Origin of the sequence: Bradyrhizobium yuanmingense, from assembly GCF_029167105.1 — a bacterium.
Lineage (GTDB): Bacteria > Pseudomonadota > Alphaproteobacteria > Rhizobiales > Xanthobacteraceae > Bradyrhizobium > Bradyrhizobium yuanmingense_A.
The window spans coordinates 416,446-441,391 of record NZ_JARFML010000001.1 but is presented as its reverse complement, the minus strand read 5'-3'; the positions used below and the strand labels follow the sequence as shown (position 1 = coordinate 441,391).

Annotated in this window: 19 protein-coding genes; 9 read left to right on the top strand and 10 right to left on the bottom strand. The window is 65.2% G+C overall.

Annotation, left to right across the window (positions count from 1 at the left end; all coding sequences use genetic code 11):
* Positions 1–165: 165 nt before the first annotated feature.
* Complete coding sequence (locus tag P0R31_RS02100) at positions 166–390, top strand: hypothetical protein (RefSeq protein ID WP_024339451.1); 225 nt, start codon at positions 166–168, stop codon at positions 388–390.
* Positions 391–670: 280 nt separating this feature from the next.
* Here the strand turns inward: P0R31_RS02100 and P0R31_RS02095 are convergent, their stop codons facing one another.
* Entirely contained in the window at positions 671–1,327 is a 657-nt protein-coding gene (locus P0R31_RS02095; RefSeq protein WP_157281691.1) for a glutathione S-transferase family protein, read from the bottom strand.
* A 166-nt stretch (positions 1,328–1,493) separates the two neighbouring features.
* Here P0R31_RS02095 and P0R31_RS02090 point away from each other — a divergent pair, with 166 nt between their 5' ends.
* The gene (locus tag P0R31_RS02090) at positions 1,494–2,717 is read left to right on the top strand and encodes a polyhydroxyalkanoate depolymerase (RefSeq protein WP_275512638.1); all 1,224 of its coding nucleotides are present in this window, start codon (positions 1,494–1,496) and stop codon (positions 2,715–2,717) included.
* 3 nt (positions 2,718–2,720) lie between these two features.
* On the opposite strand, the gene P0R31_RS02085 is transcribed toward P0R31_RS02090, so the two are convergent.
* From P0R31_RS02085 to P0R31_RS02050, 8 genes are all read right to left on the bottom strand, one after another.
* Positions 2,721–6,095, bottom strand: a complete 3,375-nt coding sequence (locus P0R31_RS02085) for an adenylate/guanylate cyclase domain-containing protein (protein WP_275512637.1) — start codon at positions 6,093–6,095, stop codon at positions 2,721–2,723.
* Between the two features lie 300 nt (positions 6,096–6,395).
* On the bottom strand, positions 6,396–6,908 hold the full coding sequence (locus tag P0R31_RS02080) for a hypothetical protein (protein ID WP_275512636.1): 513 nt from the start codon (positions 6,906–6,908) through the stop codon (positions 6,396–6,398).
* Between the two features lie 445 nt (positions 6,909–7,353).
* Positions 7,354–9,222 carry an ABC transporter ATP-binding protein gene (locus P0R31_RS02075; protein WP_275512635.1) on the bottom strand — a complete coding sequence of 623 codons (1,869 nt, stop codon included), beginning with the start codon at positions 9,220–9,222 and terminating at the stop codon, positions 7,354–7,356.
* Between the two features lie 201 nt (positions 9,223–9,423).
* Entirely contained in the window at positions 9,424–10,350 is a 927-nt protein-coding gene (locus P0R31_RS02070; protein WP_275512634.1) for a 2-hydroxyacid dehydrogenase, read from the bottom strand.
* Positions 10,351–10,357: 7 nt separating this feature from the next.
* Positions 10,358–11,686 (bottom strand): NAD(P)/FAD-dependent oxidoreductase, encoded by a 1,329-nt coding sequence (locus tag P0R31_RS02065; RefSeq protein WP_275512633.1) that lies wholly within the window; start codon positions 11,684–11,686, stop codon positions 10,358–10,360.
* A gap of 52 nt (positions 11,687–11,738) precedes the next feature.
* A complete protein-coding gene (locus P0R31_RS02060; RefSeq protein WP_275512632.1) occupies positions 11,739–12,614 on the bottom strand; it encodes an ABC transporter permease in 876 nt (291 codons plus the stop codon).
* A 3-nt stretch (positions 12,615–12,617) separates the two neighbouring features.
* Complete coding sequence (locus P0R31_RS02055) at positions 12,618–13,568, bottom strand: ABC transporter permease (RefSeq protein ID WP_275512631.1); 951 nt, start codon at positions 13,566–13,568, stop codon at positions 12,618–12,620.
* 27 nt (positions 13,569–13,595) lie between these two features.
* The gene (locus tag P0R31_RS02050) at positions 13,596–15,287 is read right to left on the bottom strand and encodes a peptide ABC transporter substrate-binding protein (RefSeq protein WP_275512630.1); all 1,692 of its coding nucleotides are present in this window, start codon (positions 15,285–15,287) and stop codon (positions 13,596–13,598) included.
* Positions 15,288–15,505: 218 nt separating this feature from the next.
* Here P0R31_RS02050 and P0R31_RS02045 point away from each other — a divergent pair, with 218 nt between their 5' ends.
* Positions 15,506–16,138, top strand: a complete 633-nt coding sequence (locus tag P0R31_RS02045; RefSeq protein WP_275512629.1) for a helix-turn-helix domain-containing protein — start codon at positions 15,506–15,508, stop codon at positions 16,136–16,138.
* 121 nt (positions 16,139–16,259) lie between these two features.
* A complete protein-coding gene (locus P0R31_RS02040) occupies positions 16,260–18,119 on the top strand; it encodes an ATP-binding protein (protein ID WP_275512628.1) in 1,860 nt (619 codons plus the stop codon).
* Between the two features lie 7 nt (positions 18,120–18,126).
* Here the strand turns inward: P0R31_RS02040 and P0R31_RS02035 are convergent, their stop codons facing one another.
* Positions 18,127–19,152, bottom strand: a complete 1,026-nt coding sequence (locus tag P0R31_RS02035; protein ID WP_275512627.1) for an AraC family transcriptional regulator — start codon at positions 19,150–19,152, stop codon at positions 18,127–18,129.
* A 188-nt stretch (positions 19,153–19,340) separates the two neighbouring features.
* On the opposite strand from P0R31_RS02035, the gene P0R31_RS02030 reads away from it, so the two are divergent.
* From P0R31_RS02030 to P0R31_RS02010, 5 genes are all read left to right on the top strand, one after another.
* A complete protein-coding gene (locus P0R31_RS02030) occupies positions 19,341–19,790 on the top strand; it encodes a cupin domain-containing protein (protein WP_024339447.1) in 450 nt (149 codons plus the stop codon).
* Between the two features lie 51 nt (positions 19,791–19,841).
* Complete coding sequence (locus P0R31_RS02025) at positions 19,842–21,380, top strand: flavin-containing monooxygenase (protein WP_343299293.1); 1,539 nt, start codon at positions 19,842–19,844, stop codon at positions 21,378–21,380.
* A 70-nt stretch (positions 21,381–21,450) separates the two neighbouring features.
* Positions 21,451–22,524, top strand: coding sequence for a hypothetical protein (locus P0R31_RS02020; protein ID WP_275512625.1), 1,074 nt, complete (start codon positions 21,451–21,453; stop codon positions 22,522–22,524).
* A 67-nt stretch (positions 22,525–22,591) separates the two neighbouring features.
* Complete coding sequence (locus P0R31_RS02015; RefSeq protein WP_275512624.1) at positions 22,592–23,602, top strand: NAD-dependent epimerase/dehydratase family protein; 1,011 nt, start codon at positions 22,592–22,594, stop codon at positions 23,600–23,602.
* A 146-nt stretch (positions 23,603–23,748) separates the two neighbouring features.
* Entirely contained in the window at positions 23,749–24,945 is a 1,197-nt protein-coding gene (locus tag P0R31_RS02010) for an efflux RND transporter periplasmic adaptor subunit (protein ID WP_275512623.1), read from the top strand.
* The last annotated feature ends 1 nt before the right edge of the window (position 24,946 follow it).

Here is a 24,946-nt window from a genome sequence, read left to right as displayed (position 1 = left end):
GTCGATCACATCAATGTGCGCTGTTTGCGCGCTGCAACGTAAGGCTACCACACTCGCACCTCATTCTCGCGTTGAGCTTGCGTCTGTTCCCTCGGACGGGGAACGATCCGCGCGCGGAAGAAGTGGGCGCTCTGTCCGCGGCTTTGTTTAGGGGAGAATATTAGAATGGCAACGCGCGATAGACGTTTGGCGGAATTCGATGGCGCCGGAGAACCACCGCCGGGCCTGCCACTCGAAGTGCTGTGCGAGGATCACAGCGGGACCTATCAACTGCCGTTCGCCTGCCGCTATGTCGAGGGACGCTGGCAAAACCACGAGGCCGGGATTGCGGTGGAAGCAACCGTGATCGGCTGGCGCCTGCCGCGCGTGAAGCAGCGCGGGGCCGCCTGAAGGCGGTGTCTGTTTCAAAATGCGACGGGGCCGCGCTGCGCTTTAACCTTCGGAACGCGGCCCGAACGAATCACGTCCGAATCAGCCGAAACGCCTTGTACGCACCTGTTCACGGCTAGATCTCGCTGCGGTTCGGCAGGCGCGCACAACATCTGCGCAGCCTGAAGGATCGCAGGCGCCTGTCACCGGGTCCAAAGGTTAATTGTTGCAAAGGCATAGCGCTGCGGTCCGCAGTGGGAGGGCGATCGCCCCCGAAACAGGCAGGACGTGCAAGGCCTGCCTAATATTCGACCTCGAGCTCCTCGATCTCGGCCGGCTCCTCCTTTGCCGCCGCGACCCATTCCTGCATCTCGGGCATGGCCATGATGGTGTCGGCATAGGCCTTCAATGGCGGTGCGAGCTTGACGTCATAGGTCACGAAGCGCGTCACGACGGGAGCGTACATCGCATCCGCCATGGTGCGCTTCTCGCCAAACAGGAAGGGGCCGCCCGATTTCTCCAGGCAGTCGCGCCAGATGAACCAGACCCGGTCGATATCGGCCTGCGCCCGCGACCAGATCTTGAAGCCGGGAAAGTGTCCCTTCAGGTTGACCGGCAGCGAGGCGCGCAGCGTGGTGAAGCCGGAATGGATTTCGCCCGAGATCGAGCGGCAATGGGCGCGCTGGATGCGGTCGGCCGGCAACAGGCCGGCGTCCGGCATGACCTCGTTGAGATATTCGGCAATCGCCAGCGTGTCCCAGACCACGGCGCCCTCGTGCCGCAGGCACGGCACCAGGATCGAGGACGACAGCAGCAGGATCTCGGCGCGCGCGGACGGATCGTCGGGCGCGGTGACGATCTCCTCGAAGTCGAGCCCGGAGAATTTCGTCAGCAGCCAGCCACGCAGCGACCAGGACGAGTAGTTCTTGCTGCTGATGGTCAGTGTCGCCTTCGCCATAGAGCCCTTCCCTCACGCCTGGGCAACGCACCGCCCGCGCGTGCGTGCCCGTGATCTGTGCCTACCCGCCCGGGGCGCAGCAAGCGACGTGCCAATTTTCCGGGCGGTCCGGCTCCCGTCTGGCTTCGATATTGCATCACGACAGGCGGCAAGTGGGCGCTTCAGTATGATGTCGATGTATTATCAGGCTTTTCAGAACCACATGGACCTGACGGCGCCATGGCGCGCGGGGGCTTCGTCCGCACTCAAATTCCTCAATCTGGTGCCTCAGCGCTCATCGGACCAGGTGGTCGGCCGGCTTTCGGCCGCGCTGGAGCTGATCTCGCGCTCCACCCTCACCTATGACCGTCCCGCCTACGGCATCGACAGCGTCATGGTGGGCAACCGCGAGGTCGCGGTCAGCGAGGAGATCGCCTACGCGACGCCGTTCGGCTCGCTGCTGCACTTCAAGAAAGAAGGCGTCGGCGAGCAGCCGCGCATGCTGCTGGTCGCGCCGATGTCCGGACACTTCGCGACGCTCCTGCGCGGCACCGTGAAGACGCTGCTGCAGGACCACGACGTCTACATCACCGACTGGCACAATCCGCGCGACATCCCGCGCAGCGAGGGCCGCTTCGGGCTCGACGACTACACCGAGCACCTGATCGATTTCCTCGGGCAGCTCGGGCCGCGCCCGCACATGGTGGCGATCTGCCAGCCGTCCGTCTCCGCGCTCGCGGCCGCCGCGATCATGTGCGAGGACAACCATCCCTCGCGTCCGGCGACGCTGACGCTGATGGCCGGCCCGATCGACACGCGGATTCAGCCGACCAGGGTCAACGAATTCGCCAAGAGCAGGCCGATCGAATGGTTCGAGCGCAATCTCATCAACTACGTGCCGGTGCAGTGCCGCGGCGCGCTGCGAAAGGTCTATCCCGGCTTCGTGCAGCTCACCGCCTTCGTCTCGATGAATCTCGAGCGCCACATCAAGCAGCACATGGACCTCGCCAACCACATCGCCAAGGGCGAGAAGGACAAGGCCGCGACCATCAAGACCTTCTACGACGAATATTTCGCCGTGATGGACCTGCCGGCCGAATTCTACATCGAGACCGTGCGCGACGTGTTCCAGGAGCACCTCCTGCCGCAAGGCAAGCTGATGCATCGCGGCCGTCCCGTGAACACCAGGGCGGTCAGCCGCATGGGGCTGATGACGGTCGAGGGCGAGAAGGACGACATCTGCTCGATCGGCCAGACGCTGGCCGCCCAGGACCTCTGCACCGGCGTGCGCGCCTATCGCCGCGTCCACCACATGCAGGCCGGCGTCGGCCATTACGGCGTGTTCTCCGGCAAGCGCTGGAACAACGAGATCTATCCGCTGCTGCGCGATTTCGTGCACGTGAATTCGTGAGGGTCATCTCTGCCCATACGACGTCCGGCCTGGGGAAACGGCAAGTGCCTCATGCTCTTGCTTGAGCAGCTTTTTCGCTTCCACGGATTCCGGAAGATTTTGTTCCGCCTCGAATTCGGCGAGCACGGGAGCGAGAACTTCGGATAGCGTACGCGCTCGGCCATTTGTCTTGTACAGGCGTGCAAGTTCAAGGGCGCTGCGCAGCTCGAAAGTCTTGGTCTGCTGATATTGTGCGATGTCCAGCGCCCGCTTGAGGGCGTCTTCGGCACTGGATTCGTCCGAAGGATTATGGCGCGATAAGAGTTTACCGCGGACACGATGCAGCTCGGCATCAAGCCAATGCTGGCCGGATTGTCCCGTCCCGGCGATCAATTCGTCCAGAATTTCCAGCCCGGTCTCGACTCCGCCTAGATCTGCAATCGCCAGGGCTACATGCATCCCCCAGAACGGTTCGCAGAGGTAGCAATCGTTCTCGTGCAGGAAGGTCCAGCCGTGGCGCATGTCCGCCAGTCCGGCCATTCGGTCTCCTGCACGCCACTTGGCGAGGCCGTTCAGGTAGGTGCCGGCGGCCACGTACAGCGGCATCGTGTGGTCGCGTGCCAGACCGAGCGCCAGGATCGTCTCTGTCTGCTGCAACATGCCCCCGCATACTCCGTCGAACACAGCGCGATGAACCAGCGCATTGGCCTGGGACAGCGCCCGCTTTTCTCCCGGAGTACCCACCGCTTCCGCGGCGAGCTTGCGCGCACGAGCGATGTCGCCGAGCGGCCAGAGCACCAAAGCGAGAAATCGCATGATCACGAACGGGAGATCCAGCGCCGAAGCCCTGAAGGTCGCGGGATCCGGTTCGGCCCGATAGATCGCCAGGGCCCGCTCAAGATGCGTGCGCGCGTTCAAATACTCGCCGGCGAACCAGCAGGTCACGCCCCCAGTCCAATGGGCCACGACGGCGGCCACCGGCGAGTCCGGCCGTCGCTCAGCGGCGCTCCTGATGGCATCCGCCAGCTCCCGCATCGGAGCAAGTTCGCCATGGGTCAGGCAGGCATTGAAGAGGCCGGAATGGACCGGCGCAAGTTCAACGGGATCATCGATACCGGCTGCGAATTGTCGCGCGCGCGTCCATGCGGCGACCGTTTCCGGAGCGCTGTGGCCGAGGCTGCCCCGCAAGGCACGACCATATGCGATTTGAAGATGCAGCCTGCCCATCATCCGGTGGGGCTCGCCAGGCAATTGATCGGCGATCGCGATGGCCTTGCCGAGATGCGCGATCGCCTCGGAATAGGCCGAGCGTTTCAACGCCTGCTGGCCCGCCTTGCGCCACCATTCGAGGGCGATCTCGCTCAGCCCCGCCTCGGTGAAGTGGTGCGCGAGAACTTCCGGCTCGGTCTCGGCGACGACTGGAAACTTGTCGCGCAGGACATCGCCAATCCGTGTGTGAAGCACCTGCCGTTTGCTCTTGAGCAGACTCTCGTAGGCCGCTTCTTGAACAAGGGCGTGCTTGAAACTGTAATTTGCTTCGGGCGGTGTCCCACGACGCAGCAGCAGTTCGGCTTCTTCAAGTTGTCCCAGCGCCGCGCCCAGCGTCAGATCGTCGCGTTCCGCCACGGTTTTCAGCAGCGCGTACGAGAAGTCGCGGCCAATGGCGGCTCCTATCTGGGCCACCTCCTTGACCGGAGCGAGCCGATCGAGCCGCGCCATCAGCGAATCCTGCAGCGTCGCAGGGATGGCAAGCGGCGGCAGCGGATTATTCAGGCGGTAGCGCCCGGCATCCTCAACGAGCAGCCCGGACTCCAGCACCATCTTGGTCAATTCCTCGACGAATAGCGGAATGCCGTCGGTCTTGTCGACGATCTGCTCCATCATCTCACGTGGCAGCTGGCGACCGACGACAATCTGCTCGACGAGCGCGCGCGTGTCCTGCCGATCGAGCCGGTCGAGCCGCAACAGACTGACGTTGGCAAGGCCCGACCAGGAGGGCTCGAACTCCGGCCGGGACGTCAAGAGCACGAGTATCGGCAGTCCTCTGATCCGATCGACCGCAAGATCGAACAGTTCAAGTGTCGTGGCATCGGCCCAATGCATATCCTCGCAGATGATCAACAGCGGCTGGCCTCGCGCCAGTCCCTCAAGTTGATCGAGAAGGGCAGCAAATGTCTGCCGCCGCTGCTGCGCCGGACTCAAACCGAGGGGCGGGCAATGGTCGCCGGTGGGAATCGAAAGCAGAGCCGCAATGAGCGGTGTTGCCCGGGCGACCTGCTGGGTTCCTATTGCGAGCATTGCCTCGAGCTTGTCGAGCTTTTGATCTGCCGTGTCGTGCGAGCGAATTCCGGCGGCGCGCTCGAGCTGCGCGACGAAGGGATGAAGCGCACTATTGGTGTGGTAAGGCGAACACTGATATCGCACGCGACGGTGCGACCCCAACGAGGGGCTTTCCGACAACGTCGCCACAATACGCGACTTGCCGATGCCCGCTTCGCCGGAAATCAACACGAACTGGCCCCGCCCCTGCCATGCCTCACGCTGGCGCGAGAGGATGAACTCGATCTCGTTCTTGCGGCCGACAAAACCGATCGAGCGCGCGGCACGGACTGCCTCGAAGCGACTCTCGGATGCGGTCGCGCCTTCCACCGCCCAGACCGCGATGGGGTCTGCCATTCCCTTGACCTCCCGACGGCCGAGATTGCGCAGGGAGAAGAGATCGCCAAGCAGCCGGCGCGTCGATGAAGCAACGACGACGACCCCCGGCTCTGCCAGGCTCTGGAGCCGGGCGGCGAGGTTTGGTGTGTCGCCGATGGTTGCGTGCTCCTCCGATGCATCTCCGCTGATGAGGTCGCCGACCACCACAAGTCCGGTCGCAATTGCGATCCGCAGTTCAGCTCGTTCGTCAGTCCCTGTCTTGAGCTGGCGTATCGCGGAGATCATGTCGAGGCCGGCGCGCACCGCGCGCTCGGCATCATCTTCGTGGGCGCGCGGATAGCCGAAATAGACGAGTATTCCGTCACCGACGAATCTGGCGATCCTGCCATCATAAGCAGCAACCACGCTCGCGCAGGCAGCGCGATAGGCCCGGATCACCTCCCACATATCCTCGGGATCGAGACGCGCTGAGAGCGCAGTCGAGCCGACCAGATCGCAAAACATGACCGTGAGGTGACGCCGCTCGGCGTCCTGACGAGGAGCGGGAGATGCGATCAACGCGGCCGGATCGAGGTCAGCGATAGCACGCAGCATCTTGCGGCGATGGCCGAGCAGGACTCCGAGCTTATCGAAGTCCTCGTCCATCAGTTCGGGAAGGACGCCTATGTCGATCCCATTTTGGGCAAAGCGCTCCGCGTATTGCGCAAGCCCCAGCTTCTCGAGCCACTCCGCAATCTGCATTGGCTCCACCGATCGTGTGGTTGGCGGTTAGCAGAAATTTTGGACCACGGCGCGCGGGGACAATATACCAACACCAGCATGATGGCACGTCTTGTTTGTTGCGCGATAACCTGGGTTTCTCAATGCCGATATCGCTTCAAGCAGTGACGCTGCTCGATGCGAACGGCTTTGCTACCAAACATCGTTGGCACGCAGCATTGGACGGCAGAGGTTGCGAAGAGTCGTCGCGCTCGTTTCGAACCGGAACCGAACCAACACTGCGGCTTGTGCCGAGCGGTTGTCTTCCGCGACGGTGCTCCTTCATTGCTCGCTGACAGGCGCTTCGTAGCGAGCCATCGTGCCCGCCGCAACCTGGAGCGACGAACCTACCACCCAGCAGCCGGCAACGAAGCCGATCAGGCCGTTCGGTAGATTTTGATCAAGGACAAGGATGCTGACGGACAGAGTTGCAGCGATTGCCGCGCCGAACGTTCCGGCGGCGCTCATGAGCTCGACCGGCTCGGACCCGTTCCATTCTTCCGAGATGCTCGATGCCGGCTTCCGTTCGACATTGCCGGACAAATCAATTCCCACATAGTAACTCAGAGCTCCGTAGAGCATCGCTATCAGGACGATCCAGCCGCTTTCAAACAGACCGGCTTTCTGACGTAACAGGGTCGCACCAACATAGAGTCCGCCGGAGGCCCCAACGGCGGCCAGCCCGATTCTTTCAAGAAGATGGGCCGATTTGATCAAACTGGAACGGGCGATCCGAAAATTGCCGACGCGCCTTGTTGCGGAGAAGGCGCTGGAAATTGCGCTGCTTATCTTCATAGGAGCTCCTTCTGAGTAAGTAGCAGCCTACCGGCCGACCCCGAACAGAAGCTGCGTGAGTTGCGCGAATGCCCTTTCATTCCAATTTCTGAAGGATCTTTGCTGAGTGATGGGATTGGCTTTGCTCGTGAGCGAGACGGAGCCAATCCAAAGCTGCGAGCATAAGGCTGCGCAGGCATTGCCTCTCATCCGTGTTAGAAATGAACCGGGTGCGGCAATTTCGTTGCGAGAGTGGTAATTCAGAGGGAGAGCGATTGCGTATGAAGCGGTTCACACACGGCTCTTCCCTGTCGCTCTATTCGGTCACAATTTCCGGAGGACGCGCCTGCCTTGTCGCGATAACGGAGGGCGAACATGCTGGCTCTGCAACGCGCGGTTGGTCAGCAAGCTGATGACGTCTGGCCGAAATCAAAGATCCGCGCTTGGCTTCGTGAAGCTTGCAGCCTCATACCGACCATTCCTCGCCCCACACCTGCACCACGTGGCCCGGTGACACTTCGCGATATTGCCGCACCGGCGGCTGATAATCCGGCGCGCGGACCGGGCTTCTGATCTCGTCGTTGGAGGCCTGGCGCCGGGTGCCGCGGCGTGACGGGTCGGGCACCGGCACTGCGGCCATCAACTTTTTCGTATAGGGATGCTGCGGATTACCGAACACCGACGCGCGCGGGCCGATCTCGACGATCTCGCCGAGATACATCACGGCGACGCGGTGGCTCATTTGCTCGACCACGGCGATGTCGTGTGAAATGAAGAGATAGGCGAGGCCCATGCTGGCCTGCAGGTCGAGCATCAAATTGACGACCTGCGCCTTGACCGAGACGTCGAGCGCAGACACCGCTTCGTCCGCGACGATCAGCTTCGGCCCGAGCGTGAGCGCGCGCGCGATGCAGATGCGCTGGCGCTGGCCGCCGGAGAATTCGTGCGGGAAGCGCGCAGCCATGTCGACGGAAAGGCCAACACGGACGAGCAGGTCGGCGACCTTGTCGCGCGCCTGCGACGCCGTCGCGAGCCCGTTGGCGAGCAGTGGCGCAGCGATCGCCGTTCCCACCGACATGCGCGGATTGAGGCTCGCGAACGGATCCTGAAACACGATCTGCATGTGCTTGCGGATATCGCGTAGAGCCCGGCCGTTCATGGCCAGCACATCCTGGCCGTCGATCAGGACGGTGCCGCTATCCGGCTCCGTCAGCTTCAGGATGGAGCGGCCGGTGGTCGACTTGCCGCAGCCGGATTCGCCGACCAGCGCCAGCGTCTCGCCGGCGCGCAGGGTGAAGGAGACGTTCTCGACCGCGTGGACGCGGCCCGAGACCTTGCCGAACAGGCCCGAGCGGATCGGAAAGCGCGTCGTGAGGTTTGAGACTTCGAGCAAAGGCCGCTCGGCGGGCGAGACCGTATCGGGCGTCTCGGCCGGCTCGTCCGACGTGCCCGTCACCTTGTCGACGATGGGAAACCGCATCGGCCGCGTCCGCCCGTCCATCGAGCCGAGCCGCGGCACGGCCGCGAGCAGCGCGCGCGTATAGGGATGCAGAGGCGCGGCAAAGATGCGGGCGGTGGCGTCCATCTCCACCGCCTGTCCGCCATACATCACCACGGTGCGGTCAGCGATCTCGGCGACCACGCCCATGTCGTGGGTGATGAAGAGGATCGACATCCCCTCTTCCTGCTGAAGCTCTTTGAGCAGTTCCAGGATCTGGGCCTGGATGGTGACGTCGAGCGCGGTGGTCGGCTCGTCCGCAATCAGAAGCTTCGGCTTGCAGGCCAGCGCCATCGCGATCATCACGCGCTGGCGCATGCCGCCGGAGAAGCGGTGCGGATGCTCGTGGAAGCGCGACGCCGCCGCAGGGATGCGGACGCGATCGAGCAGGCGGATGGTCTCCGCCTCCGCCGCCGCGCGCGACAGGCCGCGATGCTGGATCAGCGCCTCCGCGATCTGGAAGCCGATGGTGAGCACCGGATTGAGGCTCGTCATCGGCTCCTGGAAGATCATCGCGACGTCATTGCCGCGGATATCCTTCATATCAGCCTCGGGCAGCGCGAGCAGATCGCGCCCCGCCAGCATGACCCGGCCCTCGACCCGGCCGATCTCGCTCGGAACGAGCCTCATGATCGACAGCGCGGTAACGCTCTTGCCCGAGCCGGACTCGCCGACGATCGCCACGGTCTCTCGGGCCGCGATGTCGAACGAGACGTTGCGGACGACCGGAATCCATTGCCGCTCGAGCATGAAGGAGGTGGTGAGGCCGGCAACGGAGAGCACTGGGGCCTGCGCCACGGCAACGGCCTGATCAGATCTTTTTGTGCCGATGCTCATGCGAGGTCCCCGAAGCTAGCTGCGGAGACGGTGCGCTCCCTCCCCCGCTTGCGGGGGAGGGTTGGGGCGAGGGTGTCTCCGCAGGCGAGAACCCCCAAGAGGAGAGAGCCCTCTCCCGGCGCTGCGCGCCGACCTCTCCCGCAAGCGGGAGAGGTAAGAGGAGCCTGCGGCTGCACCGCTATTCTCATCACCATCACGCCCTCAGTAACCACGCCTGCGATCGACTAACCCCGGCAATTCCTCGCCGCGACGGTGACGCGCGATGATGTCGAGCACGAAATCGACGGCCGTATCGGGCGTCGTCATGCTGGCATTGTGCGGCGTCAGGAGGATGCGCGGATGGCTCCAGAACGGGTGGCCTGCAGGCAGCGGCTCGGGATCGGTGACGTCGAGCACCGCACCTGATAGCGCGCCGCTGTCGAGAGCTGCGAGGAAATCGGCCTCGACGAGATGCGGGCCGCGGCCGACATTGACGAGCCCTGCCCCGCGCGGCAAGCGCGCGAACAGCTCGGCATTGAGAATGCCGCGCGTTTGATCCGTCAGCGGCAGCAGGCAGACGAGAATGTCGGCCTGCGCCAGAAACTCCGGCAGGGCGCCTGCGCCCGCGTAACAAGTGACGCCTTCGATCTCGCGCGGCGACCGATTCCACCCAAGAAGCGGAAAGCCGAACGTCTTGAGCCGTTCCAGCACCGCCTGGCCGAGCTGGCCGAGCCCCATCACGCCGACGCGCCGGCGCCTGGCCGGCGTGATCCGGATCTCGCGCCAGACCTGCTGCCTCTGCTGGCCGATGAAATCGAGGAGATCGCGATGCAGGGCGAGCACGGCCATGGTGACGTATTCGACCATGGTCTCGGCGATGCCGGGCTCCAGCATGCGGACCAGCGGGATGTGCGGTGGGACTTTCGTGGTGTCGAACTGATCGACACCCGCGCCCACCGAGAAGACCAGCTCGAGATTGGGGAAGGTGGCCGCGATATCATCCGGCGGGACCCAGGCCACGAGATAACGCACCGCGGCGGGATCGCCGATGTCGGGCCAGAGCCGGAACGGGGTGTCGGGCGCGCGCTCCGCGAAGAAGCGCGCCCACTCGGCACCGCGCACCATGTTGGCCTTGTAGAGAACCGTCATGCCGGCCTCAGAACGGGCTGACCGGTGCGAGCCGGCGGCCGTCGATCATGCGCTTGTGGCTGTAGGCGGCGGGATCGACCAGCGGCGTCGCGCCGGTCACGAGGTCGGCCGCAAGCTTGCCGGCGGCTGGACCGATGCCGAAACCGTGGCCCGAGAAGCCGGTCGCGAGGAAGAAACCCGGCAGCGCATCGACCGGCGAGATCACCGGAATCGTATCGGGCGTGCAGTCGATGGTGCCGCCCCAGGCCTCGGCGATCTCGATGTCCTTCAATTCCGGATTCGACTTGATCAGCGCCGCCAGTGCCGCATTGACCAGCGACATGTCCGGCGCGGGATCGCGCACGCGCTCGGCCTCGAACGGCGACGGCTTGTCAAAGCTCCAGCTGATGCCGCGCATGATCTGGTCGAAGAATGACTTGCCGAATGAGAGTTTCAATCCGTTCTTGCGATGCTGATAGGTCGGCCAGAACGTGCGCGCGTAACGGAACAGGTCCGGCGACAGCTCGACCGTGCCGCGGTTGCGCAGCGCCAGCGTGAAGCCGCCGTCGAGGCGGCGGCGGATGCAGTAGAAATCGGTGCCGAGCGCGCCGGAGGTGATCTCCGGTCCCGGCGTGGTCCGGCACGCGGTGGCGTTGACGAGGCCGATCGGCAGCTCGATGCCGTGGCGGCGGCAGAACAGCGACGACCACGCGCCGCCCGCCAGCAGCACGGATTGCGTGCGGATGGTGCCCTTCTCGGTGACTACGGCGCTGACGCGCCCGCCTGTCGTCTCCAGCCCGCGCGCGGCGCAGCCCTGGTGGATGGTGACGCCGTGCTTGCGCGCGGCGGTGGCGAGCGCAGGGACAGCCATCGACGGCTCGGCGCGGCCATCGCTCGGCGTGTGCAGGCCGCCGACCCATGTGTCGGCGTTGCCGGGCATGCGCTCGGCGACCTCGGCCGGCGTCAGGACGGTGGAGTGGACCTGCTGCTCGCGCGCGACCGCGGCCCAGCGCTCCCAGCTGGCGAGCTCATCCTTGCTCTTGGTCAGGAACAACACGCCGGTGCGGCGAAAGCCGGCATCGACGCCGGCATCGTTCTGCATGTCCTCCCACAGAAGCAGCGCCTCGCGCGCGAGCGGGATCTCCTCGCGGGCGCGGCCCTGCTGGCGGCACCAGCCCCAATTGCGGCTCGACTGCTCGCCGCCGACATGGCCCTTCTCGACCAGCGCGACGGAGTGCCCCTTCTTCGCCAGATGATAGGCGGCCGAGACGCCGATGACGCCGCCGCCGATGACGACGACGTCCACCTGCGCCGGCAGGCGTTCATCGCTGTTGATGCGGTTGAGCGGCGGGGACATGGGGCACTCCTGGAGTTCAGTTCGAGGTCTTGCGCATCAGAGGTCTTGCGCGTCACGGGATGTTCATGCGCGGATCGAGCGCATCGCGCAGGCCGTCGCCGAGAAAGTTGAAGCTGGTCACCGCGAGCGTGATGGCGACGCCCGGCGCGATCGCGAGCCAGGGCGCGCTGGTCAGATAGATCTGCGCATTGTTGAGCATGTTGCCCCAGCTCGCCGCCGGCGGCTGGATGCCGTAGCCGAGATAACTGACATAGGATTCCAGCAGGATCGCCTTGGCGACGTTGAGCGTCGCGGCAACGACGATCGGCGCGATCGCATTGGGCACGAGCTCGCGGAACATGATGCGCAGGTTCGAGGAGCCGAAGGCGAGCGCGGCCACCGCAAACTCACGCTCGCGCAGCGAACGCACCTGGGCTTCGACCACGCGGGCCACAGCCATCCAGGCCGTAGCGGCGATCAATATGGTGGTGGTGACGAGGCCGGGCTCGGTGAGCGCTGCGAGGGCCAGCAGCAGGAAGATGGTGGGAAAGCACAGCACGGCGTCGACGAGCCGCATCAGCACCGCGCCGACCGCCCCGCCATAGAAGCCGGCAAAGGCGCCGACGACGATGCCGACCGCCATCGCGATCACCATCGCGACGATGCCGATCGAGAGCGAGACCCGGCCGCCCATCATGAGCCGCGCCAGCACGTCGCGGCCGAGCTCGTCGGTGCCGAGGATGTGCGCGCCGGAGAGCGGCGGCGCGAACCGCTTCATGATGTCGATGTAGGTGTCGTCGAACGGCAGCAGGAAGGGACCGAACGCCGAGCCGAGCACGAGCACGAGGATGATCAATGCGCCCGCGAGCGCCAGCCGGTGCCGGCGGAAGCGCCGCCACGCGGCCTGGCCGGGCGCGAGCTGAACGGTGGAGAGGGCTGCAGTCGCCATTGCCTAGCCCACCCGGATGCGCGGATCGACGACGGCATAGAGGATGTCCGCCAGCAGCGAGCCGATCAGCACCATTGTCGCCGAGAACATCAGGATGCCCATCACCACGGGATAGTCGCGGTAGCCAATCGAATCCAGGAACAGGCGACCCATGCCCGGCCAGGTGAACACGGTCTCCGCTACCAGCGCGCCGCCGAGCAGCGTCGGAAACTGCAGGCCTGCGACCGTGATCATCGGCAGCAGCGCGTTGCGCAGCGCATGCACCGTGAGGATGCGCCATTCCGGCATGCCCTTGGCGCGCGCGGTGCGGATGTAATCCTGGTTGATCACCTCAAGCATCGACGAGCGCATGAAGCGGCCCCACATCGCGGTCTCGACCAGGGCCAGCACCATGGCCGGCGCGATCAGATGATGCAGCAGGTCGAGGAAGGAGCCGTCGCCAATGGTGTGCCGGTTGCCCGCCGGCAGCCAGCCGAGCTTAACGGAGAAGACGTAGATGGTGACGAGGCCGAACCAGAAGGTCGGGATCGACAGCGCGATCATGGCGCCGACGGTGGCGAGCGTATCGAACAGCGAGTAGCGGCGTAGCGCGCCCAGGATGCCGATCCAGCAGCCGAGCAGCACCGCGATGATGGTCGCCGTCGCCATCAGCTCCAGCGTGGCGCCGAGATGCGAGGAGATCACCGACAGCACCGCCTCGCCGTCGCGATAGGACTTGCCCCAATCACCCCGCACCATGCGGCCGAACCAGTCGAGATATTGGATCGGCAACGGACGATCGAGGCCGAGCTGCCTGGTGACGCGGTCGAGATCCTCCTGCGTCATCTGTGCGGACGCCGCGAACTGCGACAGCGGGCCGCCCGGCGCCAGATGCAGGATGGCAAAGCCGATTCCCGAGACGATCACGAGCAGCATGATCGCCTGTGCCAGGCGGTTGACGACGTAACGGGCCATCTCAGGCGATCCAGCGTATTGGACGCATCACGCCCAATACCATTCGCGCATGTTCCAGCTGTTGATCGACATGTTGATGTTGGGACGGAAGCCTTGCAGCCCCTCCTTGATGCCCTCGGCGATGAAGCCCTGGAACAGCGGCAGGATGGCGAGGTCGTTGCGGATCAGCTTTTGCAGCTCGCCATAGGTCGCCTTGCGCTGCGCCAGGTCGAATTGCTTGGCGCCTTGAGACAACAGCCGGTCGGCCTCCGCGCTCTGATATTGATAAGTGTTGTAGCCGCGGCCGCCCTTAGCGGGAATGGCACCGGAGCCGAAGCGCGGCGTCACGTCGGGGTCGCTGCCCAGCATGAAGTTCACGCCGACGATCACCGAATTGAACTTCGATTGCTGCCAAAAGTCGCCCCAGATCACGGCCGCCGGCATGTTGCTGACGCGCATCGCCGCGCCAATGGCCCGCCAGTCCTGGATCAGGAGCTGCTGGCACTGTTCGCGCACGGCACTGCCCGCCGTCGTCGAGTTGGCGAACTCGAGCTTGACGCCGCCCTTCTCGCGAATGCCGTTGGAGCCGCGAACCCAGCCCGCGGCGTCGAGCAGCGCGTTGGCCTTGGCAGGATCGTATTTGTGCTGCGGCAGACCTTGCTGGAACGGCCAGGCCTGCTGCGGCACGAAGCTCTCGGTCTGCGTCGGCAGACCGTAGTAGAGCGCGTCGATGATCGCCTGCTTGTTGATGCCGAGATAGAGCGCCTCGCGCACGGCGCGATCAGTGAAGGGGCCAAAATCCAGGTTCGGCGCGATATGCTCTACCGAGGAGGTCGAAGAGACGAAGATCTTGCGGCCCTTCAGCGTCTTTGCCTCCTGCACGAAGTTCGGCAGGATGCCTTGCAGGCCCGTGTAGTCGACCTGACCGGTGCGGAACTGGGTGTAGAGCACGGTGAGATCAGGGATGTATTTGAAGACCACGCGTTCGAGGTACGGCCCCTTGCCATGATAGCCGGTGTGGGCGTTCAACTGGATATGGTCGCCGGGCACGCGCTCGCCCCAGCGAAACGGGCCGGTCCCGACAGGCGCATTGTGGAACGGTGAGGCATTCGGATCGGACACCTTCTCCAGGATGTGCTTGGGCACGATGAAGGTGAACGATGCCAGGATCGACATATAGGGCGAATAGGGCGCTTCCATTCGCCAATGGATCTCGTCGGGCGCCACGACGGTGATGTCCTTGACGAGGCTATGGCCGACCCGGCTGCGCGCGCGGAAAGCGGGATTGTTGATCAGCTCGATGGAGAATTTGACATCCTCAGCGGTGAACGGCGTGCCGTCGTGCCACTTCACGCCGCTGCGGAGCTTGATCTTCCAGGTCAACCCGTCGGCCGAGAGGCCGCCATTCTCGATGGTCGGGACTTCGCGGGCGAGGTCTGGGACGAACTTGCCGTCGGGTTCGATGTACCAGAGCGGCGAGAACACCTGCCACCAGATGCCCTGGTCGACCTCGATGCCCGGCATCAAGGGGTGGAAGACGGTCGGCTCCTGCGACAGCGCCGCGATCACCTGCCCGCGCGGCTTGTCCGGCGGATTGGTGGGACGTTCGGTCTGCGCGAAGGCGTTCCCTGAAAGCGACCAGCCCGCGGCTGCGCCCGCGCCGAGCTGAAAGAATTGACGACGATTCGGAATGCCGAGATGCCCTGCCCCAACGCCGAACTTGCCGGTGTCGTCCGCCATGACCCACTCTCCGTTTCCGCACGCGGCACCGTCTCCCGCGCCCCCGAGACCCCGGCAAAGGGACAGGAGTGGGCTTTAGTGCTTCTAAATTTTTGTAGCAAAAGTTCATCACGACTAAATACACCTGTCAATCGCATTGCTAGAATGCGCCAGCTTTTCACTCTGGCTTAAGCCACGGGGCTCGATCCCGAGGCTGAGATGATGCATGGGAGAGCGACATGGATGGTCGCGGCGATACCAACGGCACCAAGGCCGCTTCCACGATCGAAGTTGACGATGCGATCGACCAGCGCCTGGGTGAAACCGTGCGGCTGCTGCGGCAGCGCGCCGGCCTCTCGATCCAGGACGTCGCCAACAAGACCGGCCTGTCGACCGGCATGATCAGCCAGCTCGAACGTGCGCGCGCCATGCCGTCGATCCGCACGTTGCGCCTGCTCAGCATCGCGCTCGACGTTCCCATCTCCTATTTCTTCGAGAGCAGCGATCCTGCCGAAGCGCCGCGCTACACCGTGCGCAAGAACGCCAGGCGGCTGCTGCGGCTCACCGCCAGCGGCGTCGTCAAGGAAGCGCTGACGCCGGAAGGCAAAGGCCAGCTCGAGCTCTACGAGCTCACGCTCAACCCCGGCGCCTCCTCCGGCACCGACTTCCTGCAGCACACCGGCGAGAAGGCGGGCTACATCCTCTCGGGCAGCCTGCGGCTGTGGCTCGACAACCAAGCCCATGTGCTGGAAGCCGGCGACAGCTTTCGTTTTCCGAGCATCGTGCCGCACATGTTCGACAACCCGACCCAGCAGGTGGCGCGCGTGATCTGGGTGACGACGCTGCGCCAGACCGACTCGCCGTCGGGTTGAGGCGGCCCCGTCCCGCACCACAGGAAATTGCCCCCTCGACGCCGGAGCGCCGAGTCTGTAGCTCACATGATGCCCGCAGCTCGAGAAGCGGCCCGGCGGCCGGCGTCTTTGGTGTGAGACCATGAAACTCAGGAGGCTTCTGACCCTCGCGTTCGCCGCACAGGCGATCGTGACTGCTGCAGCCTTCCTCGCCTCCTCTCTGGCGACCGGCAATGCGGAATTCGGCACGGCCCAGCTCCTTGCCGTCTCGGCCAGCGCCGCCGTGGCGGTGCTGCTTGCCCTTCTCTGCACCCGTGCGATCGAGACGTCGCGGGAAACACGCAGCGCCGAGCTGCTGGCCGACCAAGCGCAGACCAACGCGCAGATGATGCAAGCCGTCATCAAGACCGCGCTCGATGCCTTCATTCAGATCGACGAGAGCGGCATCGTGCTGGAGTGGAGCTTTCAGGCGGAGGCGCTGACCGGATGGACGCGCCAGGAGGCGCTCGGCGCCGATGTCGTCGATCTTCTCGTTGCCGAGCCGCTGCGCGCGGGCTTCAGGCAACGCATGGCGCGCCTCGTTCCGGAATTGTCCGCCGCGCCCGCCGGCATGCGCTTCGAAGTCACCCTGGTCCACAGGAACGGGGACAAAATCCTGATCGAGGCCTCCAGCACGGTGTTGCGGATCGGAGGGCGCTCGATCATCAACACCTTCGTCAGGGACATCACCCAGAAGCGCGCCGCCGAGGAACAGCTGATCCAGTCCCAGAAGATGGAGGCGGTCGGGCAGCTCACCGGCGGCATCGCGCATGAATTCAACAACATGCTCACGGTGATAACAGGCACGATCGAGATCCTTGCCGATTCCGTCAAGGACAACCCGCCGCTCGCGACCATCACCAAGCTGATCAGCGAGGCCGCCGATCGCGGCGCCGCGCTGACGTCGAGCTTGCTCTCCTTTGCCCGCAAGCAGGCGCTGCAGCCGGCCGAGATCGACGTCAACGATCTCCTCGAGGAGCTCACCAAGCTGCTGCTCGCAACCTTCGACAAGAAGATCGAGATCGTGACGAAGCTGGGCGGCAATGTCTGGCTGGCCTACGCCGACCGCGGGCAATTGAGCTCGGCGCTGCTCAACCTCGCCATCAATGCCCGCGATGCCATGCTGGACGGCGGCAGGCTGACGCTGACGACGCGCAACGTCGTGTTCGGCGTGCGCGAGGCCCTCGCGGTCGGTGCCGGCTATGCCGGCGACTATGTCGAGATCGAGATTGCCGACACCGGCACGGGCATTCCACAGGCCATTCTCGAGCGCATCTTCGATCCGTTCTTCTCGACCAAGGAGGTCGGCAAAGGCACGGGGCTCGGGCTCAGCATGGTGTTCGGCTTCGTCAAGCAGTCCGGCGGCGGCATCAGGGTCGCCTCCGAGGAAGGACGCGGCACCACCTTCACGATCTACCTGCCGAAGGCGGAGGCGAGCACGCTGCGTCCGACCGGCTACGACGATCGCAAGATCGTCGGCGGGACCGAAACCATCCTCTGTGTCGAGGACGACCGCGAGGTCCGCCATTACGTCACGGTCCAGCTCGAAGGGCTCGGCTACAAGGTGATCCCCGCCGCCGATGCGAACGAGGCCCTCGCCATTGCGGCCGAAGGCACGCCGTTCGACCTGCTCTTCACCGACATCGTGATGGCCGGCAGCATGAACGGACGCGAGCTCGCCGAGCAGATGGTGGCCGCGCGGCCGTCCTTAAGGGTCCTCTTCACCTCCGGCTACGCCTACGACTCGCTGCATACACAGGGACGCGCCACGATGGCCGCGCCGCTGCTGCGCAAGCCCTATCGCAAGGCCGAGCTGGCACGCCTGCTGCGCCGCAGCCTCGACACCGCAGTCGATTCCGCCGGCGATGCGATCCCGACGCCCTACTCGGTGCAGGCCGACGTCGAGGCGTTTCTGCGCAGCCAGGCCGCGGAAGACAGTGTCACGAAGCGACCGCGGAAGTAAGCGTCCGTTAGCTCATCCTTCGCCGCAGCGTGGCCGACGGCGTCTCGCCGAATTTCTCGCGGTAGGCGCCGGCCATGCGGCCGAGATGGGTGAAGCCGAGATCGAAGGCGATCTCGGTGATGGAGACATCGGATACGGCTTGCGCGAGGCGCGCGTTGAGGCCGGCGAGACGCATGTCGAGCAGCATCTGCGAGATCGACACGCCGAAGTGACGGCGGAAGCCGAGCTGCAGCGCGCGGATGCCGATGCCGGAAGCGCAGGCGAGCTGCGCGAGGTCGAGCGGCTCGCCGGCATTGTCGGCAAGGTAATCGCGCGCGGCGCGGAGGGCACGCGGCAAACGCTCGGCCTGCCCCGAGAACGTTTCAATCGCATCCGACAGGCCATGCCGCTGCCGGTTGAGCAGATGATCGAGCAGCGCTTCGCGCCAATCGGCCATCGCGGCCGGCGGCAGCCGGCCTGATGGCCCGAGGCGCTCGGCGAGCGTCATCAACTCGGCGAGCCTCGTCTGCAGGGCCCGCCCGGACGGCGCATCCAGCGCGATCACCGGATCGAACTCGACCCTGCCTGCCGCCCTGCCCGACAATGCCGCGGCGCGCTGCTCGACCATGCGGCGATCGAGCAGCAGGATCGCCTGCGCGCAATCGCTCCACATCATCCGGGTCGGAATCGTCGGCGACAGCAGCGACGCCGTCCGGCCCGGGGCCGCATCGAGCTCGCGGCGACCGGCACGAATGCGGGCGCTGCCAGCGAGCGGGACCTGCACCAGGAAGAAGCGCTCCAGGCAGCCCGGATCGATGCTGACCGATCCGCCATAGGCGACGTAATTTATGGAGAAGCCATCGAACGCCGCGCAATTGTGCCGGGCCGAGAAGCCGGCCGCCCGCGCCTGTGTCGGCTTGAGATCGTGCGGGCAGAAGATGCGTCCGATCTGCTCGGCCGCCTCGTCGACGTCATCCGTGGTGACGCGGGCGAAGGCCGCAAGCCGTTCGGCTGCAGAGGCTGTTGCGCTCATTTCCAGCTCGGCTGCGGACATCGTCGACCATGCTTCGCGCCCGGAATTCCTTTAAGCCTATAATAGTTCCGCGGGGGCGAAAAGGGCCGTAGCTCGCAAATTCGTCGTGCTGCATGGCAATAGGTTCATCCGGATTCGTTTAGCGGATAGACAGGCGGCCCGTCTCCGGCCGATGCTCCGTCCCCGCCGGAATCCATGAGGAGCAAGCCATGACTGCACTCGAAAAAGGCATCACCGCGAACGGCACAGGCTACGGCGGCAAGAGCTGGAACATCCTTGGCCAGGTCTATTTCCCCAAGGCCGTCACCGACTCCACCTTTGCGTTCGAGACCAACAGCGATCCCGGCCAGTTCGTGCCGGTGCACATTCATCCGACCCAGGACGAGTTCATCCTGGTGCAGGAGGGCACGCTCGATCTCAAGCTCGACGGTCAATGGGTCAAGGCCCATGCCGGCGACCTCGTGCGCATGCCCCGCGGCATTCCCCACGGCTATTTCAACAAGTCCGACAAGCCGTGCCGCGCGTTGTTCTGGGTCTCGCCGATGCAGAAGCTGGAGGCGCTGTTCAACCAGCTGCACAATCTGACCGACCCGGCCGAGGTCGTGCGCATCTCGGCGCTGCACGAGGTCGACTTCCTGCCGCCCGAGGCCAACGACTAGCCCTCGCCGCTTCCTCCGCTTCCATCTGCTTGCAGCCCTGCCGGCCGCGCCTTGCGGCCGAACACGGCCGCCTGCGCGTCAAACACATCGAGCAATCCCATGGTCAGCCCAAAACATGTCTGCGTGATCGGCGCCGGCGTCTCCGGCCTTGCCGCCGCGAAAGCGTTCTCCACCCGAGGCCACCGCGTCACGGTGGTCGAGCGCAGCTCGGATCTCGGCGGCGTCTGGGAGCCGGCGCGCTCCTACCCGGAGGTGCAGACCCAGAGCCCGAAGGAGCTCTACCGCTACACCGACCGCGCCATGCCGGAGGCCTATCCGGAATGGCCGACCGGGCCGCAGGTCCACGCCTACCTCGCCGATTATGCCAAGAGCTTCGGCCTCGACCGCATGCTGCGGCTCAACACCGAGGTCGCCGGCATGGCGCGCCGTGCCGACGGCAAACCGGGATGGACGCTCGCCTTGAAGGACAACAACGGCACGACCACGAGCGAGGATTTCGATTTCGTCGCGGTCTGCACCGGGCAGTTCAACGAGCCGCGCGAGCTGCATTGCCCCGGCGAGGACGGCTTTCGCGCGCAGGGCGGCCAGATCCTGCACTCGTCGACATACGGCGATCCGACACTGGCGAAGGGACGCCGCGTCGTCGTGCTCGGCGGTTCGAAGTCCGCAACCGACATCGCCGTGAATGCGGTGAAGTCAGGCGCCCGCGAGGTCACCATCGTGATGCGTGAGCCGGTCTGGCGCATTCCCTATTTCATCGGCGGCCTCGTGAACTTCAAGCGAATCCTCTACATCCGCGCGCAGGAGGAGATGTTTCCGGGCTGGGGCATCAGCGCAATGGGGCGGCTCGCGCACCGCATCGCCGCGCCGCTGGTCTGGGCCAACTGGCGCGGGCTGGAGAGTCTGCTCAAGGCGCAGCTCAAGCTCGGCCGCTGCAACATGGTGCCGAAGGAGCGAATCGAGCACGGCGTCAACTGCTCGGTGCCGATCGCAACGCCGGGCTTCTACCCCATGGTCGCCGACGGCCGCATCAAGGCCGTGTTCGGCACGTTCGACCATTATGAGGGCGACAGCATCGTGATGAGCGGCGGTGAACGCGTGGGCGCCGATGTCGCCGTGCTCGCGATCGGCTACAAGCTCGGCGTGCCGTTCCTGCCCGAAGCCTATCGAGCGAAGCTGGTCGATGCCGACGGGCAGTACCGGCTCTATCGCCTGATCGCCAATCCCGATCTGCCCGAGCTCGGCTTCGTCGGCTTCAACTCCTCGTTCTGCACCGTGCTCTGCGCCGACCTCGCGGCCAACTGGCTGGTGCGTTATGCCGACGGCCAGCTCGCGAAGCAGCCGACGGCGCAAGCGATGCGCGACAACATCGAGATGATGCTGCACTTCAAGCGCGTCGAGCGGCCGGCCGCGGGCGTCTATGGCGGCCTGTGCGTCGCGCCCTATCACTACCGCCATTTCGACGAGCTGATGGCCGATATCGGCGCGAAGAACCAGAAGCGCGGCGGACTCGCGGGCCGCTTCCAGCCGCCGGATGCGGATGCTTACGCCAAGTTCCTGGCGACGGCGCCGGACTACCGGGCGGCGTGAGAGGAGAATTGCGGCGGCTCGCCTCCGACGTTTACGATCCCGCTGGCCATCGAATCGACGGGAACCAGACATGGGACCGAGCCGACTTGCCGCCGCAGCTCTTGCGGCTGTTGTCTTCTTCGTCGCGGCGCCCGCCGTTGCGCAGAAGGCGGCGCCGACGCCACAGCAATCGGAGGCGCTCGCGGCTTACGAGCGTGCGCTCGGCGACTTCAAATCCATCCTCGCCGAGCGGCGGCGCCAGATCGAGGCGAAGGAGCCGCTGCCGAACCTGCCGGGACAGGCGCTCTATCTCGCGCGCGTCGCTGTCATCAGCAGCTACAAGGACCTCACCGACGTCATGCCGTCGCGGATCGGCCGGCCCAACAAGTTCGAGATTCCTCCGGCCTATTTCGACGCCGAGATCGAGCCGCTGGTCGACGAATACGGCAGGCTGTTCGACACCATGGAGGCGCCGCCTGCGGGCGCGCAGAACTCGCCGACGCCGTTCAGGGACGTCGTCGACCTTGCGGTTGCGATCGCGCGCGTCAAGGGGCTCGCGCCCGAACATGCCGAGACGGCAGGGCGGATCAGCCTCGGCTTGTTCTTCGCCGAGACCAACGGCAAGCAGAATGTCCGCAATGCGCGCTCGAACACCTACATGGGCAGCTTCCAGACTGGCCCCTCCGAGGACCGCAACGGCCGGCGGAAATGGGAGAAGATCATGGGCGACATCGCCGCGATCGACCCGGGCTTGAGTGCGCGGGACGAGAGGGAGGAGGCTCGTGCCCGCGGCACTGATCAGCGCTTCAACCACTGGACCAATGTGCGCAACGGCCTGATGAACGCGCATGCCGATCTGTTTCGGGAGATCCCGGGCATCGTCAAGACGCTGCCCGACCCGATCGACCAGATGAAGCTGTTTCAACTGATCCAGATCGTTCCCACCCCGACGCGGTCCGCGCTGAGATCGGGCGATCTCCTGAACTACCGGGTGTCCAGCCCCAGGATCATGAGGTACCTGCGCAACAACAGCATTTTCGCGTTCGGACAGGCCGACCGGGCGCGAACCTCGGCAAGCTATCGCGAGATCTTCGCCGCGATGTGGCTGTTCAACCGGAAGTTCGAGAAAGCAATGGCGAAACACGCGGAGATCAGGGCGCGCTGAGGAAGCGGGTTGCAACTGCCAGCTCAGGTTGTAGTCTCGCGGTGGCATCGATCAGGCGGACCTTTCCATGCGCATTCTCGTTCTCGGCGGCAGCCAGTTTCTCGGCCGGGCGATCGCAAGTCATGCCTGCGCAGGCGGGCATGACGTGACCTGCGCCGCCCGCGGCCTTGCCGGGCCGATTGCCGCCGGCACCCGCTTCGTACGGATCGACCGCGACGAGGCCGACGGACTTGCTCCGCTCGCCGGCGAGACATTCGACGCCGTGGTCGATGTCTCGCGTCATCCCGGCCAGGTCCGTCGCGCGGTCGCCGCGCTGAAGCGGCCGGGCGTGCACTGGACCTTCGTCTCGACGATCAGCGTTTATGCGGACAACCGCATCCCGGGGCAACGCGCCGACACCGCGCCGCTGCGCGAGCCTGTTGCGGGAGAGATCGAGCACAGCACCGAGGCGATCTACGGCGCCGCCAAGGTCGCCTGCGAACAGGCGGTCGGCGATGACGCCTTCATCTGCCGCGCCGGACTGATCGCAGGGCCCGAGGACCCGACCGGACGGTTCGCCTACTGGCCGGCGCGGCTTGCGCGCGGCGGCGAGGTGCTGGCGCCGGGATCGCCGGAGGATGCGGTCCAGTTCATCGACGTGCGCGATCTCGCGCAGTGGATCGTGCATGCGGCAGAGACCGGTCTCACCGGCATCTATGATGGCATTGGGCCGATCCGCACACGCGGCGAATTCCTCAGCGAGTGCGCATCCGCGCTGAACGCGTTTTGCACCTTCACCTGGGTCGATCGCCCCTTTCTGGAAGCGCATGACGTCAGGCGTTGGGCGGGCCCGCGGTCCTTGCCGATGTGGCTGCCATTGCCTGATTACGCCGGTTTCCTGACGCGCGATACCTCGCCCGCGCGCGCGGCCGGCTTGACCTCGCGACCGGCGGGAGACACCGCGCGCGATACGCTTGATTGGCTCCGCGCCAACAACGGGCCGGTGGTCGGACTCTCCAGCGACGAGGAGAAGGAGGTGCTCGCGGCGTGGCATGCGCACCAGCCCTATGTGCGGACGGGCCAATCGTTCGCTCGGTGAAGAAGCGCCTTGTCGTGACAAATTCTGTCAAAAGCCACACAGCCGTTTGCAGTGCAAGGCCCGTGACCGCCATGGCTATGGTGTTCCACGACTGCCCGTTTGTTGGTAGCCTGCCGCACCGACAGACAGCAATCGGGGACCACCGAATGACGCGCGCCAATCCCGCATCTCCCGCACGACGCAATGGAGCAGCGAGGAAACATATCGGTCGGGCACTCGCCGCAACCGCGGCATTGGCTGTGCTCGCCGGCTGCGAGGACAAGAACACGTTCGTGGCGCCGCCGCCGCCCAAGGTCGACGTCGCGACGCCGGTGCAGCGTCCGGTGACGCGCTACATCGAGGCGACCGGCAACACGGCACCGATCAAGAGCGTCGATCTCGTCGCGCGCGTGCAGGGCTTTCTGCAAACGATCGACTATCAGGACGGCACATTCGTCAAGCAGGGCACCCAGCTGTTCACCATCGAGCCTGAGACCTACAAGCTCAAGCTCGAGCAGGCGCAAGCGGCCGAGGTCGGCGCGCAGGCCTCGCTCAAGCAGGCGGAAGCCGACTACAAGCGGCAGGCCGAGCTGGTGCAGCGCCAGGCCGTCTCGCAAGCCACGCTCGACACCTCGACCTCCAACCGCGACAACGCCCAGGCCAATCTGCAGCAGGCCCAGGCCAACACCAAGCTGGCCGAGGTCAATTACGGCTACACCAAGGTCACGGCACCGTTCGACGGCATCGTCAGCGCCCACATGGTCTCGATCGGCGAGCTCGTCGGCGTCTCCTCGCCGACCCAGCTCGCCACCATCGTCGCGATGGACCCGATCTATGTGAATTTTACGGTCAATGAGCAGGACGTGCTGCGCATCCGCGCCGAGGCGACCCGTCGCGGACTGACGCCCGCGGACATGAAGCATTTCCCGATTCAAGTGGGCCTGCAGACCGATACCGGCTACCCGCATGAGGGCAAGCTCGACTACGTCTCGCCGACCCTCAACCAGTCGACCGGCACGCTGGCCGTGCGCGGTCTCGTTCCCAACGACAAACGGGTGCTGCTGCCTGGCTATTTCGTCCGCGTCCGCGTGCCCTTCGACCAGGAGAAGAGCGCCCTGCTCGTTCCCGACACTGCGCTCGGCAGCGACCAGGGCGGCCGCTATCTCCTCGTCGTCAACAGCGACAACGTCGTCGAGCAGCGCAAGGTACAGATCGGCCCGGTCGACAACGGCCTGCGCGTGATCGAGAGCGGCCTGAAGCCGGAGGATCGCGTCGTGACCGCGGGGCTCTTGCGCGTCATCCCGGGCCAGAAGATCGACCCGCAGGTGACGAAGATCGAGCAGACGCAGGCCTCGAGCAAGTAGG

Excerpts from the sequence above, each read along its gene's own strand:
- P0R31_RS02100 (WP_024339451.1), top strand. The coding sequence starts at position 166 with ATGGCAACGCGCGATAGACGTTTGGCGGAATTCGATGGCGCCGGAGAA.
- P0R31_RS02095 (WP_157281691.1), bottom strand. The coding sequence starts at position 1,327 with ATGGCGAAGGCGACACTGACCATCAGCAGCAAGAACTACTCGTCCTGG.
- P0R31_RS02090 (WP_275512638.1), top strand. The coding sequence starts at position 1,494 with ATGATGTCGATGTATTATCAGGCTTTTCAGAACCACATGGACCTGACG.
- P0R31_RS02085 (WP_275512637.1), bottom strand. The coding sequence starts at position 6,095 with ATGCAGATTGCGGAGTGGCTCGAGAAGCTGGGGCTTGCGCAATACGCG.
- P0R31_RS02080 (WP_275512636.1), bottom strand. The coding sequence starts at position 6,908 with ATGAAGATAAGCAGCGCAATTTCCAGCGCCTTCTCCGCAACAAGGCGC.
- P0R31_RS02075 (WP_275512635.1), bottom strand. The coding sequence starts at position 9,222 with ATGAGCATCGGCACAAAAAGATCTGATCAGGCCGTTGCCGTGGCGCAG.
- P0R31_RS02070 (WP_275512634.1), bottom strand. The coding sequence starts at position 10,350 with ATGACGGTTCTCTACAAGGCCAACATGGTGCGCGGTGCCGAGTGGGCG.
- P0R31_RS02065 (WP_275512633.1), bottom strand. The coding sequence starts at position 11,686 with ATGTCCCCGCCGCTCAACCGCATCAACAGCGATGAACGCCTGCCGGCG.
- P0R31_RS02060 (WP_275512632.1), bottom strand. The coding sequence starts at position 12,614 with ATGGCGACTGCAGCCCTCTCCACCGTTCAGCTCGCGCCCGGCCAGGCC.
- P0R31_RS02055 (WP_275512631.1), bottom strand. The coding sequence starts at position 13,568 with ATGGCCCGTTACGTCGTCAACCGCCTGGCACAGGCGATCATGCTGCTC.
- P0R31_RS02050 (WP_275512630.1), bottom strand. The coding sequence starts at position 15,287 with ATGGCGGACGACACCGGCAAGTTCGGCGTTGGGGCAGGGCATCTCGGC.
- P0R31_RS02045 (WP_275512629.1), top strand. The coding sequence starts at position 15,506 with ATGGATGGTCGCGGCGATACCAACGGCACCAAGGCCGCTTCCACGATC.
- P0R31_RS02040 (WP_275512628.1), top strand. The coding sequence starts at position 16,260 with ATGAAACTCAGGAGGCTTCTGACCCTCGCGTTCGCCGCACAGGCGATC.
- P0R31_RS02035 (WP_275512627.1), bottom strand. The coding sequence starts at position 19,152 with ATGTCCGCAGCCGAGCTGGAAATGAGCGCAACAGCCTCTGCAGCCGAA.
- P0R31_RS02030 (WP_024339447.1), top strand. The coding sequence starts at position 19,341 with ATGACTGCACTCGAAAAAGGCATCACCGCGAACGGCACAGGCTACGGC.
- P0R31_RS02020 (WP_275512625.1), top strand. The coding sequence starts at position 21,451 with ATGGGACCGAGCCGACTTGCCGCCGCAGCTCTTGCGGCTGTTGTCTTC.
- P0R31_RS02015 (WP_275512624.1), top strand. The coding sequence starts at position 22,592 with ATGCGCATTCTCGTTCTCGGCGGCAGCCAGTTTCTCGGCCGGGCGATC.
- P0R31_RS02010 (WP_275512623.1), top strand. The coding sequence starts at position 23,749 with ATGACGCGCGCCAATCCCGCATCTCCCGCACGACGCAATGGAGCAGCG.